Source organism: Streptomyces sp. NPDC028305 (genome assembly GCF_055569495.1).
On the sequence record NZ_JBVHTN010000004.1, the window covers coordinates 1 to 13,284 of the forward strand.

General features: G+C 71.0%; 13 protein-coding genes. 4 read left to right on the forward strand and 9 right to left on the reverse strand.

Features of this window, described 5'->3' with window-relative positions; translation table 11 throughout:
* Positions 1 to 458 precede the first annotated feature (458 nt).
* Positions 459 to 2,555: a WD40 repeat domain-containing protein gene (locus ACZ4WQ_RS16185; RefSeq protein ID WP_398370783.1), complete on the reverse strand. Its 2,097-nt coding sequence runs from the start codon at positions 2,553 to 2,555 to the stop codon at positions 459 to 461.
* Between the two features lie 401 nt (positions 2,556 to 2,956).
* Here ACZ4WQ_RS16185 and ACZ4WQ_RS16190 point away from each other — a divergent pair, with 401 nt between their 5' ends.
* Complete coding sequence (locus tag ACZ4WQ_RS16190; protein ID WP_398370785.1) at positions 2,957 to 5,716, forward strand: hypothetical protein; 2,760 nt, start codon at positions 2,957 to 2,959, stop codon at positions 5,714 to 5,716.
* Between the two features lie 175 nt (positions 5,717 to 5,891).
* On the opposite strand, the gene ACZ4WQ_RS16195 is transcribed toward ACZ4WQ_RS16190, so the two are convergent.
* Positions 5,892 to 6,161 carry a hypothetical protein gene (locus ACZ4WQ_RS16195; RefSeq protein WP_398370787.1) on the reverse strand — a complete coding sequence of 90 codons (270 nt, stop codon included), beginning with the start codon at positions 6,159 to 6,161 and terminating at the stop codon, positions 5,892 to 5,894.
* Positions 6,162 to 6,523: 362 nt separating this feature from the next.
* A complete protein-coding gene (locus tag ACZ4WQ_RS16200; protein ID WP_398370789.1) occupies positions 6,524 to 7,216 on the reverse strand; it encodes a TetR/AcrR family transcriptional regulator in 693 nt (230 codons plus the stop codon).
* A 53-nt stretch (positions 7,217 to 7,269) separates the two neighbouring features.
* Between ACZ4WQ_RS16200 and ACZ4WQ_RS16205 the strand changes: the two genes are divergently transcribed.
* On the forward strand, positions 7,270 to 8,388 hold the full coding sequence (locus ACZ4WQ_RS16205; RefSeq protein WP_398370791.1) for an FAD-dependent oxidoreductase: 1,119 nt from the start codon (positions 7,270 to 7,272) through the stop codon (positions 8,386 to 8,388).
* 43 nt (positions 8,389 to 8,431) lie between these two features.
* On the opposite strand, the gene ACZ4WQ_RS16210 is transcribed toward ACZ4WQ_RS16205, so the two are convergent.
* From ACZ4WQ_RS16210 to ACZ4WQ_RS16225, 4 genes are all read right to left on the reverse strand, one after another.
* Complete coding sequence (locus ACZ4WQ_RS16210) at positions 8,432 to 8,785, reverse strand: antibiotic biosynthesis monooxygenase family protein (RefSeq protein WP_311726426.1); 354 nt, start codon at positions 8,783 to 8,785, stop codon at positions 8,432 to 8,434.
* 95 nt (positions 8,786 to 8,880) lie between these two features.
* Positions 8,881 to 9,354 carry an HD domain-containing protein gene (locus tag ACZ4WQ_RS16215; RefSeq protein ID WP_398370794.1) on the reverse strand — a complete coding sequence of 158 codons (474 nt, stop codon included), beginning with the start codon at positions 9,352 to 9,354 and terminating at the stop codon, positions 8,881 to 8,883.
* A gap of 1 nt (position 9,355) precedes the next feature.
* Complete coding sequence (locus ACZ4WQ_RS16220; RefSeq protein ID WP_398371794.1) at positions 9,356 to 9,604, reverse strand: hypothetical protein; 249 nt, start codon at positions 9,602 to 9,604, stop codon at positions 9,356 to 9,358.
* A 5-nt stretch (positions 9,605 to 9,609) separates the two neighbouring features.
* A complete protein-coding gene (locus tag ACZ4WQ_RS16225; RefSeq protein WP_398370796.1) occupies positions 9,610 to 10,065 on the reverse strand; it encodes a hypothetical protein in 456 nt (151 codons plus the stop codon).
* A gap of 83 nt (positions 10,066 to 10,148) precedes the next feature.
* Between ACZ4WQ_RS16225 and ACZ4WQ_RS16230 the strand changes: the two genes are divergently transcribed.
* Both ACZ4WQ_RS16230 and ACZ4WQ_RS16235 read left to right on the forward strand, forming a co-directional pair.
* Positions 10,149 to 10,490, forward strand: a complete 342-nt coding sequence (locus tag ACZ4WQ_RS16230; RefSeq protein WP_352128115.1) for a PadR family transcriptional regulator — start codon at positions 10,149 to 10,151, stop codon at positions 10,488 to 10,490.
* Positions 10,487 to 11,200, forward strand: coding sequence for a hypothetical protein (locus ACZ4WQ_RS16235; protein ID WP_398370798.1), 714 nt, complete (start codon positions 10,487 to 10,489; stop codon positions 11,198 to 11,200). Before ACZ4WQ_RS16230 ends, ACZ4WQ_RS16235 begins: the two co-directional genes overlap by 4 nt.
* Before the next feature lie 15 nt (positions 11,201 to 11,215).
* On the opposite strand, the gene ACZ4WQ_RS16240 is transcribed toward ACZ4WQ_RS16235, so the two are convergent.
* Together ACZ4WQ_RS16240 and ACZ4WQ_RS16245 are read right to left on the reverse strand one after the other, a co-directional pair.
* On the reverse strand, positions 11,216 to 11,878 hold the full coding sequence (locus tag ACZ4WQ_RS16240) for a hypothetical protein (RefSeq protein ID WP_311726421.1): 663 nt from the start codon (positions 11,876 to 11,878) through the stop codon (positions 11,216 to 11,218).
* 111 nt (positions 11,879 to 11,989) lie between these two features.
* Positions 11,990 to 13,237, reverse strand: coding sequence for a hypothetical protein (locus ACZ4WQ_RS16245; protein ID WP_468022239.1), 1,248 nt, complete (start codon positions 13,235 to 13,237; stop codon positions 11,990 to 11,992).
* Between the last annotated feature and the right edge of the window lie 47 nt (positions 13,238 to 13,284).

Below are 13,284 nucleotides of genomic sequence, written 5' to 3' on the forward strand. Positions count from 1 at the left end.
GGTGGCTGGCTTTGCGGGAAGCGATCAGTTGGCAGATGGGAAGCGATCTTTAAAGGAACGCGAAGCCGCTGGCAGAGGACACTCGTGAACAGCCCACACAGCTGGCTGTTCTTGAGTTAGCTCGAGAGCGGTTCACGAGATCCCGTCCGATCTGATTGATCGGGCGGGATCTTGGCGTTTCTGGGGTCTGTTCGAGGTGCTGTCCGAGCTTGTGACGCTGCACTCTGAAGATCACCTATGCAGGTGATGAAGATCGCCGGAAACCACGGGGCACAGGACTCAAGCGGCGCCCGGACAAGAGAAGTCGAAGACGACCGGTTTTTCTGCCCCACTGGTCGACACGTGGGGGCCGAAGGAGTCGGAGGGCCAGTCGCAGTGGGTGATTTTCGCGCCGAGCCAGGTGACAGCCACGCATTTCCAGGTCGCGGTGTCCCAGATACCGAGCGTGTACGGGCGTTCTACGAGGGCGACCCACCGCCCGTCCGGGGCTGCGCTGAGCAGCGTTGGGTGGCGTGCGTGCCACGCCAGGCCAGCCATGCCCCATTGGGGCCGGCGACGAGTTCGGAGATCTGCCCGTAGAACCTGCCGGTGTGCAGGAGATGGCCCGTGGCGGAATCCCACAGCCGGATGACGGCGTCGTCGCCGTCCCTGCTGTCGGTTGCCAGCCATGCCCCGTCCGGATCGACGGCACAAAGCTGGGTGCTCTCCTGCCCGGTGAGCAGGGTGCGCACCGTGCGGGTGGCCGTGTCCCAGAGGCGGAGGACGCCATCGGCACAGATCGTCACCACGTGGCTGCCGCCGGGTGTGGGCACGCACTTGTCGACGGCCGTGGCATGCCCGCTGAGCGATGCCCAGACCTGGCCGGTGGCCGGATCCCGGAGGTGCACTGTGTGGCCGTCGTCGGCCACGGTGGGCGACCAGCCTGGATCGGCGGCGGCGGTGTGACGCGCGCGGTCCACACGCTTGGGCGGTTGTGGCGGTTCAGCTGCCACCGAGCTGTCATGCCGAGCAGGGATGTCCCACACGCGCAGGACGGCCTCGAACCGGTCCAGGGTGGCGAACCAGCTGCCGTCGGAGGCTCCGGCGAACGCTCCGAACGCGGGAACGCGGGTGCGCATGCTGCCGGTTGCCGCGTCCCGGATTCGTGTCGAGTCCCCGTCTCCGGCGGCGAGCCACGTCCCGTCGGGCGACGAGAGGAGAGCCGTGCCGCTCTCGGGCAGCACGTGGCGGGTCCGCCAGGTGGCGGTGTCCCACACCCGTACGGTGCCGTCACGCCCGGCTGTAACGAGCCACGTCCCGTCCGGCGACACGGCGCGGCCGTGGATGGCGTCCGTGTGCCCGGCCAGCACTGCCAGCAAAGTGCCCTCACGGGTGTCCAACACCCGTACCGTGCGGTCCCGGTCGTCAGTGATGGCCAGCCAGGAGCCGTCAGCGAGCAGGGCGCGGCAGCCGGGAGTGAGTGGAACGGCGAACCGCAGCGTTCCCGTGGCGGTGTCCCACGCCTGGGCTTCGTCGTTCGCGCTGATCAATGCCAGCCACGATCCGTCCGGCTCCGCCACCGCCGCGGGTATCGGCGAGCTGTCGCCGTCGGCGAGTACACGGCCGGTGCCGATCTCCCACACTGTGACGCGCTCACCGATCCCGGCAAGCGATGAACTGTCGTGGGCCACGACACAAGCGGCCTCGGCGCTGCCCCGGGCCAGAATCGTCCGCCGGGGCACCGGATCGGTCCCGGGCGGCCACGAGTGCGCGAAGAGGCGCGGCCGGGGTGGCAGGCTTCGCACGAACGTGTGCAGAAGTGGTGCGAGTTCGGGGACGCCGCGCAACTGGTTCACCAGCTCCGACGGCAGGCTGTCGCGGGCCTCTGCGGCGCGCAGTTCGGCTTGGTCCGGTATCAGTACCGCCTTCGGGTCGGCGTCCCACTGCCTGGCCCGGTCGAGCACGTGTGCCGACCGCGCGAGCGACCGGGCCAGCGCCCGTGCCCCGTCCGTGTCCACGAGCGCCGCGTCCGCCTCCGCCGCGGCGGTGCCGCAGGCCCGGATCGTTGCCGTCAGCCAGCGCAGGTCGCCCAGCAACCCGGCGAGTTCCGTCACTCGGCCGGACTCCAGAAGATGGCCGGGCAGATGTTCCCACAGGTACCCCTCGCTGCACGGCAGCAGCCACCAGGCGGCCCCCTCGCCGTCGGGGGGAAGGCGCCGGCGAGCGACCCGCACCAGGGCCGCGTGCACCCCGGTGAGCGTGGCCGCGGCGATCCGAGCCCGCAGAAAGGCCCGCACGTCCGGGTCCAGACGCACCGTGAGGCCGTGGTCGGCGAGTATCGACAGGTCGACGAGATCGGCGCACAACCGCTCGCCGGCACGGTGGTCGAGTGCGCCTCGCTCGCGCCACAGGGCCAGGAGCACCGTACGTTCGACGCGAGCGCCTGTGGCGAACACCGCCAGTTCGCCCCATAGCCGCCCGTGGTCGGGGGCCGGCAACTCCATGGCCGATGTGACGTCTTCAGGCTTGGTCTTCCCCCGCCCCCACGTGAACGCGCAGTCCCTACCGTTCGTCACGCCGCCATTGATAGCGCGCAATGCCGAGGCGGCCTCCACGCCCGGCAGCGGCGCCCGATTCAGCATTCCGTAAACAAGCGTGATTGAGCGGGTAGTTGGGTCGGGAATCGGGAAAACGGGAATCGGGAACCATCACGCCAGGGCCCGGTGGCATCGCCCGGGCCCCGGAACGGGGGGCAGACATGGATGCAAGGGACAGGGAGGGCGCATCAGTACCCTCCGAGCAACCGCCCCCACGACCACCGCTGCCCCCGCTGCCCCCGTACCCCCCACGCCCGCCGCAGGCGCCGCACCCCTCTCAATCGCCGCCGGACAGTCAGGCGTCCCGGACAAACAGAGCGCGCACCTGGCTCAAGAACGCGCCTCACCCGTATGGGCGTTGGGGCGCCCTGGCGCTGGTCGTGGTGCTCATCGCCGGTCTGACGACCTTTGTGCTCTGGCCGCGCGAGGAGGAGAAGACGCCCCCGCAGCTGGCCTCGGCGGCCACGAAGAGCCTGCGCGCCTGGCGTGGGGTCACCTATGCGGGGACCACGGTGGACGGCAACGGCGCGATCGTCGGCTTCCGGCTGACGGTCGCCCGCGACGGCACCGCGTACGGAACCCTGAGCCGTGACTCGGGGGCGCTCGCGGAACTCGCCGTGAGCCCGGAGCGAACCCTTCTGCGCGGCAACCAGCAGTGGTGGTTCGGGCACGAGCCGGGCAGCGCCGACGCGCTGGCGAACACCTGGGTGGCCGACCCGCCGCACGGTGTGACCGGCCTGGCCGAGCTGTCCCGGCTGACTCCGGCGGCGCTTGCCGATGCCCTCCTTGATGAGGACTCCGACGGTTCGTCCGGGGCTGACAAGTGGCGCCAGAGCGGGTCCACGTCGGTGAACGGCCGCCCGGCGAAGGTACTGACCGATGGCACCCTGCGCATCGTGGTGACCGCGTCCGCTCCGTACCGGCCGCTGTCGGTCGGCCTGCCGGGTTCCGCCGAGCCTCAAGGCTCCACCACGCCCGAACCCCTGCCGGACATCGGGGATGCGCGCACCGCTGCCTTCCGCTCCGGCCCGCCGGGCGGCGCCGTACGGTCCGCGGGCCACGCGAGCGCGGCGGCCGGTGAGCCCGCGCCGGACCCGGGCCTGTCGTCCGCGGTCAGTGAGCCCGACAAGGCTCAGGTGCAGCGCACAACGGAGGCAGTACGCCGGGTCGACGCAAAGCAGGAGCAGGCCGAGCCGCTGAGCGAACGCGTGGCGGCGCAGCCGGACGTGGCGGTGCAGGCCACCCCGACCCCGCCGCTCTGCACCACTCCGAGCTGCACGGCCGCCGTGACCGTGACCAATCGGGGTACGGCTCCGGCCAGTGGCACGGTGATGGTGACCGTAGCGGGCCAGACGGCGCTGAACAGTCCCGTTTCGGTGCCTCCCGGTGGGAACCGTGCGCTGACGGCGACGGCGAGGAATGTGGCACCGCCCGGCCAGACGATTCCGGTGACCTGGTCCGTCGTCTTCTACGCACCGGATGTCATGGGCGACGACCCGGCGCTCGTCAAACGGCTGGCGGACCGGGGCTTCCGGCTCAACGAGCCGATGGGCGACCAGCGTGTCAACAGCGGCCCGCCCAACGGCAAGGCCGTGCTCGAGCTCCTCGACGCCATGACGCCTGGCATCGGTCCGCGGACCAGCCCCCTGCTCCGCAAGCAACGGATCAGCGATGTCGGCCAGACGGTGGCCAATCTGGTGCAGCAGGGCGCGTTCGAGCCGTTCTACGAACTGGTCGTGAACTCCGACAACCTGAAGCTCTCCGACGAGAGCGGATTTGGGGAACTACGGGAGAAGACAGCCCAGTTCAGCGACTCTGACCGGCGGACGCTCCAGCACGCGAGCGATCTGGCGCGAGCGGGGCACGAGGTCGTCTGGGGCACCACCTTCAAACCCGCGGGCTCTACGGACGGGTACAAGGCCGACCTCCAGGACCTGACCCGTAAGCAGACCATCCAGCGCAAGGCGGTGTCCGGGAGCACGGACGCGGTCGTGAACGACTTCGCGAAGGCGATCGGCGAACTGTCCGGTGACGGGGTGACCCCGCCCGGCTTCAGCAAGGTCGCCTGGGTCGACATCGCCCCGAACGCCACCACGGCCCTGGTCGGCATGGACCGGCAGGCGCTGGTGAAGGAGTTGAAGAGGCTCAAGCTCGACAAGCACTGCCGGGGCGCGGGCGGGCCCGCCTTCGACGCGGCCGTGTTCACCACCTATCCGCCCGGCCCCGACGGCACCCCGCAGCGTACGAACAGTGTGTTCACCTGCAACGAGCTGTTGAGCCGGGCCGCCGACCACCGTAAGTACATCCAGAACGAAATGATCTGGAAGACCAACAACGACCCGGTCTGGTTCTCTGACAACTACGACAGCATCGGCCGCCGTCAGAGCAAGGCCACGGCGGAGAACGGCGTCGGGCTGCCTCAGCTCGCCAAGGACAACGAGAACAACTGGATCTCCAGGCACGAGCTGCCCTCGGCACCCGGCGCGAGGCTGTCCCCCGCGAAGTCCGTCGGCCCGGGCTCGGTCGGCGACAGGAAACGGAGCAGCCTGCTCGACAAGGTCGCCGACCACCGCAAAGCCTCCGTGGATCTCACCAACGCGGAGCGGAAGTTCCGGGAGAGTCGCACTGCGGCCAGTCAAGTGGCCAGTCAACGGGCACTCGACAAGGCACGGCAGACATACCGAAAGGAACTCGGCGTCAAGCCCAACAACAGCTCCATATCCGAGCGGCTCGGCGAGAGCGCGGCCCGCTATCACGTCGTTCCGAAGGAGTTCCCGGGCGCCGAGTGGATCTCACTGCCCAAGACCCCCAACGGCGCGGATATGTTCGACCAGTTGTACCGGCTCAAGGACGGCGAGCTGCTCATCGTCGAGGCCAAGGCGCCGTCCAGCGGTCTCGGCTGGCGTCAGGGGAAGGGTCGCCACAAGGGCAAGCTGGTCCAGCAGGGGACCAGGGAGTACGTGGAGACGATCATCGAGCTGATGAAGGAGCGTGCGGAGAAGTCCCCGCGGGACGGCAAGCTGGCGCGGGACCTGGAGGAGGCGCTGAAGCAAGGCAAGCTCCGCTATGTCCTCGTGAAGGCGAAGGAGGGCGGCGGCTCCTACGCGGGTGCCACTCTGCGGGACTGTGACATCTCCTAGTGTGCTGCGCCCGTAGTTGTTCGTCAGCTGTGCTGCCGACGTGCGCGGCACCGGGCAGCGTCCCTCACCCAGGCACCGGTTCAGGCTGTTGGCGAAGGCGGCAGGTCGTCGAGTCCTGACAGCGCCCGCCATTGGTCCTGGGTCACCTCCAGGTACCGCAATCCCTTCAGCTCGGTCACCGTGGCGATGTCGGCGACGGGCGCCGCCGCGATGTCCAGCGCCCACCGTCGCTGTACCTGGTGTGCCTGCCGGACAGGTTCGGCAGGTCCGCGTCGATCCACAGGCTCTTGTCGTGATGGCGGTAGTCACCGCGTTCCAGCGCTTCCACCAGACGGCGCAGGAATGTGGTCACCGAGTCAGCGACGTACGTCGGCCCCTGCGTGTAGTCGACTCCTACCGCGATGACCTGCCCGGGACGACCGTTCGGCCCGGGATCCATGTCCACGGCGAGCCAGTTGTCCGGCGGTGTCGAAGGCGAACCGGAGCCAGCCCGCACGCAGCGGCGACCTCCGGACGGTGTTCGGGGGCTGGGCATCGAACACTGTCCGGCGCCAGGGTTCGAGCTCCCATTCCTGCGCGATGAGCCGCCGGTAGTGGTGGAAGAGCCGCACCGCCTCGTCCGGATCACCAGCGGGAACCGCTGACTCAGGCCCTGCCCGGTCGTCACCCCGGTCGGGTGGAATGAAGTCTTCATCGATGGCATAAAGGAACGGCGACTTCTGCGGGGAGGACGTCGTCACGCCGCCGCAACCTAGCACCCGCCCTCGAGATCACGGGGAACGATCTTCGAGACGTCGCAACAGCCCGTCACGCCTGCGGCTGGGTGAGTTTGGCGGCCACGGCGTCGAGGACCCAGTCCAGGCCGGTCGCGAAGGATGCCTCGGCGTCCACGTCCGTGCCGTCGTACACGGCCTTGGCCAGCGCCGGGAAGCGGCCCGTGGCCAACATTCTCGTCACATGCGGGCCGGAGGCGCGCTGCCAGTCGCGCTTGGACAGGCCCGTGGCGCGCTCGGCTCGCAGGTTCGCGATCTCGCGCCTGATCGCGCCGGTGAAGTAGGCGCTGACAGTCTCCACGGCGCGCATGACGGTGTCGATGTCGGCGAGGCCGTCGAGGGCGGCCAGCGTGGCCTCGGTCACGGCGAGGCCGTTCGGGCCCAGGCTCGGGCGGCCGCCGAGCAGATCGGCCAGCCATTCGTGACGGAGAGCGGCCTGCCTGGTGCGGTGGGCGAGGATGCGCAGCGCCTCCCGCCAGTCACCGGGCTGCTCCTCGGGGAGGATCTCGGCCTGGACCTCGTCCACCATGAGGTCGAACAGCTCTTCCTTGGTGGAGATGTATCCGTACAGCCGCATCGGGCCGGCGTCCAGCCGGGCGGCGACCTTGCGCAGCGACACCGCCTGTAGCCCGCCCTCGTCGGCCAGCGCGACGGCGGCGGCGACGATCCGCTCCCGGTCGAGCGGCACGGGGCGAGTCGGCGGCTCCGGCCGGTCCCACACAGTCATGGTCACACCATACTGTTGCGATGCATTGTAAGGGTCCAATACAGTGTATCGACATGAGACACCGAATCGCCGTGGTCGGAAGCGGCCCTGGCGGCCTTGCCTTCGCCCGCGTCCTGCACCGCCATGACCACCCCGTCACCGTCCTCGAACGCGATCCCGCCCCCGACGCCCGCCCCCCGGGCGGCACGCTGGATCTGCACGAAGGGCTGGGTCAGCTCGCGCTGGACAAGGCGGGGCTGCTGGCGGAGTTCCAGGCGCTGTCCCGTCCCGAGGGGCAGGCCATGCGCATCCTGGACGCGGACGGGACCGTCCTGCGCGACTGGCGACCCGGTCCAGATGACCAGGCCAATCCCGAGATCGACCGCGGGCAACTCCGTGACCTGCTGCTCGGCCCTCTCGACGTCCGGTGGGGGCGGGGTGTGACGCAGGTGGTGCCGGGGACCCCGGATGGCGTGCTGGTCCATTTCGCGGACGGGCGACAGGAGACGTTCGACCTCGTGGTCGGCGCGGACGGCGCCTGGTCCCGGATCCGCCCGGCGGTCTCATCGGTGACGCCGCACTACACCGGCGTCACCACGGTCGAGACCTCCCTGGACGACGTCGACACCCGCCACCCTGACCTCGCCCGGTTGATCGGCGACGGTTCCCTGGCTGTGTACGGCGTGAACCGAGCGCTCGTCGCCCAGCGCAACAGCGGCGGAAACGTCAAGGTGTACGCCCAGTTCCGCGCGTCCCTGGACTGGCACACGGACCTGGACCTGGCCGATGTCGAGCCCGTGCGATCGAGCCTGCTGGCTCTGTTCGACGGCTGGGCCGCTCCCGTGCTCGACCTCCTCCGCCACGGCACCGCTTTCGTCCACCGCCCCCTCTACGTCCTGCCCGTGTCCCACACCTGGACCCACGTCTCCGGGGTGACGCTCCTGGGCGACGCCGCCCATCTGATGCCCCCCTTGGGGGCGGGCGCGAACCTCGCGATGCTGGACGGCGCCGAACTCGCCGAGTCCATCGCCACCGGCTCCGGAGATCTGGACGAGGCCGTCCGCGCCTTCGAGGAACGGATGTGGGCACGGGCCGGCAGGTGGGCGAAGATCACGATGGCCGGTCTGGAACGCCTTGTGAGCCCGGACCCCGCGGAAGCCCTCGCCCTCTTCGACCAGGTCCAGCCATCCTGACCGCCGAGCGCGCCAGCACTCCGATCCTCCTCGTGGCCCGCGCCTACGCTCGCGTGAACCCGTGGCTCCGCTCCACTTTCGCCACGTGCAGCGTGTAGTTCTGGTACCACTCGGCCTGCCCGCGCTTCTGCGCCGCGCGGTGCTCGGCGTTGCTCCGCCACTCCGTGAGGGCGTCGGCGTCGCGGAAGTACCCGACGGTGATGGACAGCCCGCCAGGGGTGTGGGCTTGGTCCATCCCCAGGAACCCAGGGACGTCCTTCACCAGGTCTTCCATGTGTGCGGCGGTCTCGCTGTAGCCGCTCTGGTCCTGGGTGCGCACCGCAGTGAAGACAGCGACGTAGTAGGGGGGTTCATAGGCCTCGACGGGCGTGACAGGTGCTTCGGAGTGATTGCTCATGGCGCCACTGTGGGGCGGGACGCGCCCAACGATCAAGGGTCTTTACCGAGCGGGATACATAACGGATCCGGCTCTTGGCCAAAGCTCTCCGAGCTTCAGTCGTGCCAGCTCGGCTCTTGGGCCATCAGCTGTTGCCAGGTGGGCCAGGGCGCGCCGGTTTTCTGGCGGAGGAGCTCGCCGGGCATGGTGAACACCGGGGCTTTGTGGGGTTTGGCGAGTGCCTGGTCGACGATCGTGTCGTCCCAGACGATGTCGACGCGGTCGGCGGCCATCCCCTGGTCGGTGAGAAAGCGGGCGGCCAGGTCGGCGCCGTCGAGGTTGAAGGTCTGGTCGCGGTCGCCTTCACGGCTGAGTCCGGCGTCGTGCAGTAAGCAGCCGAGGAACAGCAGCTCGTCGTCGTCGTCGTGGTCGGGCCGCAGTCCTCGACACTCGCCGAGGAAACGGCCGTAGAGATAGGTGCGCAGGCTGTGGTTGAAGATCGCCGGCGCTTCGATGCCGCGGGTGTGGTGCAGGGCCTTCAGGGCCAGGGCGGTGCGAGGGAACGGTAAGCCGGCGTACGGGTCGGTCATCTCAGGCCTCTCGGGGGTGGATTCGGCGGAGGACGAGCAGGCCGCCGATGCCGGGGATGACGGCGAGCCGGCGGGCTGCGGGGGTGGCGCCGGGGGTCATGAAGGTGCAGACGATGACGGTGAGGTAGCACAGGCCGTGCACGGGGCCGCCGAGGGCGGTGATGGCCTTGGTGTGGATGGTGACCAGGTTGATCAGCAGGGCCGCCAGGGAGGCCGCCTCGACAGCGGCCGCGATCCGCAGGGTGCGCATGGTGGTCACGCTCCGGTGGTGGAGCCGGGGCGGACGATCATCAGGACGACCACGATCGCCCACAGCAGATTGAAGATCCCGGTGAGCATGCCAAGCCGGGTGGCCGCCGCGCCGTCCGGCGTGGCCAGCAGGCGTTGTTGGGCGGGGAGGATGGTCAGCGCCAGCAGGGCGGCGGCGATCGCGGTCAGGGTGATCGAGATGATGAGCCAGGCGTCGCCCAGGACGCCGAGCTGGGCGCCGGTGGCGAGGCCGAAGACCGGGACGGCCAGGCCGAAGACGGCGTAGCCGCGGCAGACGCGATGCAGAAGCGCGGCTGTCGCGGGGCCTCGCCGCGCGCCCGGCTCCTGGTCGGCGTCGCCCGGGGTGCGGGCGAAGCGGGGGAACATCGAGGCGGCCACGGCGATCGGGCCGATGGCCAGGATCGCGGCCAGGACGTGTACGGACAACAGCAGCTTGGTCACTGCGACTCCGCTTGAGTGAGTAGCCTACATATTGGCTGCCAATATATAGCGCACCTACAGGTGGATGGGTAGGCTGCTCCCTCATGAAGGGCGATGCGGTGCGCGGGCACCTGGACGCGCTGCTGCTGGCCGCGCTGGAGCAGGGGCCGCTGCACGGCTACGCGATCATCACGGCCGTGCAGAAGCGCAGCGGCGGCGCCCTGGAACTGCGCACGGGCACCATGTATCCGGCGCTCAACCGGCTGGAGCGGCTCGGGCTGCTGCGCAGCGACTGGCAGTCGGCCGGGGAGCGCCGCCGCCGTTGCTACGAGCTGACGGACGCCGGACGGCGGAGCCTGGCCGAGGAGCGCACGGCCTGGCGCGAGCTCACCGCGGCGATCGGCGCCGTCCTGGACCCCTCGCCGGCGCCGAGGCCGGCCACGTGACGGCCCTCGGCCCCGACCCGATCGACGACCCGATCGACGGGCATGTCGCCGCTCTGGCGGCCGCGCTGCACGGCCCGACGCGGGTCAAGGAGCGGATGCTGACCGAGGCGCGCGACGCGCTCGTCGACGCCGCGGCGGACATCGGCGACGGGGGAAGCCCCGACGGCCGGGGAGCCGAGCGCGCCGCCCGCCAGGCGGTGGACGACTTCGGGAGCGTCGAGGACGTCGCGCCCGCCTTCCAGCGGGAACTCACCATCGCCCAGGCCCGTCAGACCGCGCGCGTCGTCGCGCTCACCGTCCCGTTCCTGATCGTCTGCTGGTACCTGACGGCAATCGTGGGCCATGGCCGGCAGCTGCCCCACTCCGCTCAGATCCTGGCCGCCCATGTGGGCGGCGTCGCGGCCGCCGCCGCGCTGCTGGCGGGGGTGGCGCTGGCCGCCACCGGCGCGCCGGCCCGCCGGCTGCCCACCCCGCCCCGGCTCCCGCTGATGGTCGCCTGGACCGGCACCACCGCCGGTACGGCCCTGGCGGTCAGCGCGCTGACCCTCACCACCGCGTCGGTCCTCGCCGGGAACTGGCCGCTGAGCGCGCTCATGGGCGCCGTCACCATCGCCTCGCACATCAGGGTCGCGGCCTCCGCCCGCGCCTGCCGCGAGTGCGCCCGGCTGCCCGTCGTCGCCCCGCGCGCGATCTCCCCCCAGCGGGGCTGACGGGCGTACGGGCCCCTAGCCGACGCGCTCGATGACGGCTCGTCGGATGAGGAACTTCCCGGGCTCGCGCACCTGCTCGAACGCGGCGTTGTTCAGCAGGGCGCAGCTGCCCGAGGTCGAGGTCACGCTGACCGTGGTGGACTTGTTGTTGTCCAGATTGGTGACCTTGAGCCGGGTGCCGACCGGGAACTGGTTGCTGGAGGCGGCGGGCGCGCCCTCCTCGCCGGAGAGGGTGACCGTGGAGCCGGCGCAGACCACCTCGCCTTCGCCGGAGGCGCCGCCGGTGGGCTGGGCGGTGGGCGGGGCGGTGGTCTCGGGGGCCGCCGTCGCCGGGGCTGAGTCCGTCGGGGCTGAGTCCGCCGGGGCTGAGGGCGTGACGGTCTCGGTGCAGCCCGCCACCTGGCGGCGCTGCTGAATCTGTTTCACCACCTCTTCGCGGTTGGCGATCCTGGCCTCGGACTGGGCGTCGGGGCTGGCCTGTTGGGCGGCGATGAAGTTCAGATTGTTCCGCAGCGCGGTGTCGAGCCCGGCGCAGTTCTCCGTGGGCGCCTTGGCCTGGGTGGTCTCCGAGGCCTGGCTGACCCCGACGCCGACGGCGAGGCCGCCGCCCACGAGACCTGCCGCGCCGATGGTCAGGGCGATCTTCTGGGGCCGGGTCACACGACGCTTCCGGGACATGCGGAACTCCTCGCTCGATCGGTCCGTGCTGTGCGGTGCCTTTCGCAGCCCAGATACGGTCTCGCGCGACGGACCGTTCAATGAGGTCCAGACCTTTGACGTCGGTGCAGGTCAGAGCCTCGGCGTAGGAGGGGCGGCGAGCGGCCCCGGCCGGTCGGCCGGACCGGCGTCCTCCATGACCAGGTCCGGGAGGACGGCCAGGGCCAGCTGCCGGGGAGCGGCGTGGGGCGTGGCCGTCCGCTCCGCGATGGCGGGGCGCCAGGAGGTCAGCCGGCGCAGGGCGGTGGCGAGACCGGGCTCGTCGTCGGCCAGGAGCGCGGCGATCAGGGCGACGGTGTCGGCGCGGGGTGAGCCGGCCGGGGCGGGGAGATCCTTCAGACGGGGGACGAGCCCGGCCGCGGCGCCGTCCGAGGCCGCGGCGGCCAGCGCGGCGAGTACGAACCGGGCCGCGTCGCCCTCCTCGTCCCAGCGGGCCAGGAGGCGCGGCAGCGCGCGGCCGATCGCCCGCCGCGTCATGTGTACGTCGGCGCGCTCCTGCCAGACGTCGCCGAGCGCGGCGACGCGGTCGGCCGCGAGGACGGCGAGCGAGGCGCCGGTCGCGGCGAGCCGGAGGAGGTCGCCGAGCACGGCCACCCGGACCGCGGGCGGAACGCCGCCGTCGCGCGCCAACTCGGCCAGGAAGGGGACGGCATCGACGGTGTCGTCGGTGCAGTCGCCCTGGTGGGCCACGGCATCGGCCAGGTCGCCCAGGAACTCGCCCGTCGACTCGTACGGCTCCCTGAACGCGAAGTCCTCCTCCAGCAGCCACCCGACGGCGTCGGGCGCGTCGTCCGCGCCGCCGTACATCCGCTCCGCCACGGCCACCACCGCCCGGACGACGTCCTCGGGCCGGATGGGCAGGGGGGACGCCGGGCCGGGCCACCGCGGCCCCCAGCCGGGCGGCGGGGCCGGGTCGGTGGGCAGCGGGGCGGGCGGGGCGACCTCGGCCGAGGCGCGCTCGTGCACCAGGCCGTCCCGGGTGAAGATCGCCTGGAGGGTGGAGGCGTGACCCTCGGCGCAGCCCTGGTGGAATCCGCCGTGGGACCGGGCGAGCCCGGCCATCCGTATGCGCTCGTGTCTGAGGAACGGCTCCAGCGCCAAGCGGTCATGACCGGTGTGGACCGCGAGCGAGAACACCTGCCACCAGCCGGTCAGCGCGGGGTCCGGCGCGTGGCCATGGGCCCGTATCGCGGCCAGCCGGTGCCCGGCCGCGGCCAGCTCCGCCGCGGCCCGCCGCGCCGCGTCCTCGGTGGGCAGACACAGCGTGTACTGGACGCCCCACGGGGGTGGGGAGGAGCCGATCGAGCCGGTGCGTGCCATGCGATCGATGATGCACCGGGCCACTGACACTGAGAGCTGAGATGCTT

Excerpts from the sequence above, each read along its gene's own strand:
- ACZ4WQ_RS16200 (WP_398370789.1), bottom strand. The coding sequence starts at position 7,216 with ATGACTGTGTGGGACCGGCCGGAGCCGCCGACTCGCCCCGTGCCGCTC.
- ACZ4WQ_RS16205 (WP_398370791.1), top strand. The coding sequence starts at position 7,270 with ATGAGACACCGAATCGCCGTGGTCGGAAGCGGCCCTGGCGGCCTTGCC.
- ACZ4WQ_RS16210 (WP_311726426.1), bottom strand. The coding sequence starts at position 8,785 with ATGAGCAATCACTCCGAAGCACCTGTCACGCCCGTCGAGGCCTATGAA.
- ACZ4WQ_RS16215 (WP_398370794.1), bottom strand. The coding sequence starts at position 9,354 with ATGACCGACCCGTACGCCGGCTTACCGTTCCCTCGCACCGCCCTGGCC.
- ACZ4WQ_RS16220 (WP_398371794.1), bottom strand. The coding sequence starts at position 9,604 with ATGCGCACCCTGCGGATCGCGGCCGCTGTCGAGGCGGCCTCCCTGGCG.
- ACZ4WQ_RS16230 (WP_352128115.1), top strand. The coding sequence starts at position 10,149 with ATGAAGGGCGATGCGGTGCGCGGGCACCTGGACGCGCTGCTGCTGGCC.
- ACZ4WQ_RS16240 (WP_311726421.1), bottom strand. The coding sequence starts at position 11,878 with ATGTCCCGGAAGCGTCGTGTGACCCGGCCCCAGAAGATCGCCCTGACC.
- ACZ4WQ_RS16245 (WP_468022239.1), bottom strand. The coding sequence starts at position 13,237 with ATGGCACGCACCGGCTCGATCGGCTCCTCCCCACCCCCGTGGGGCGTC.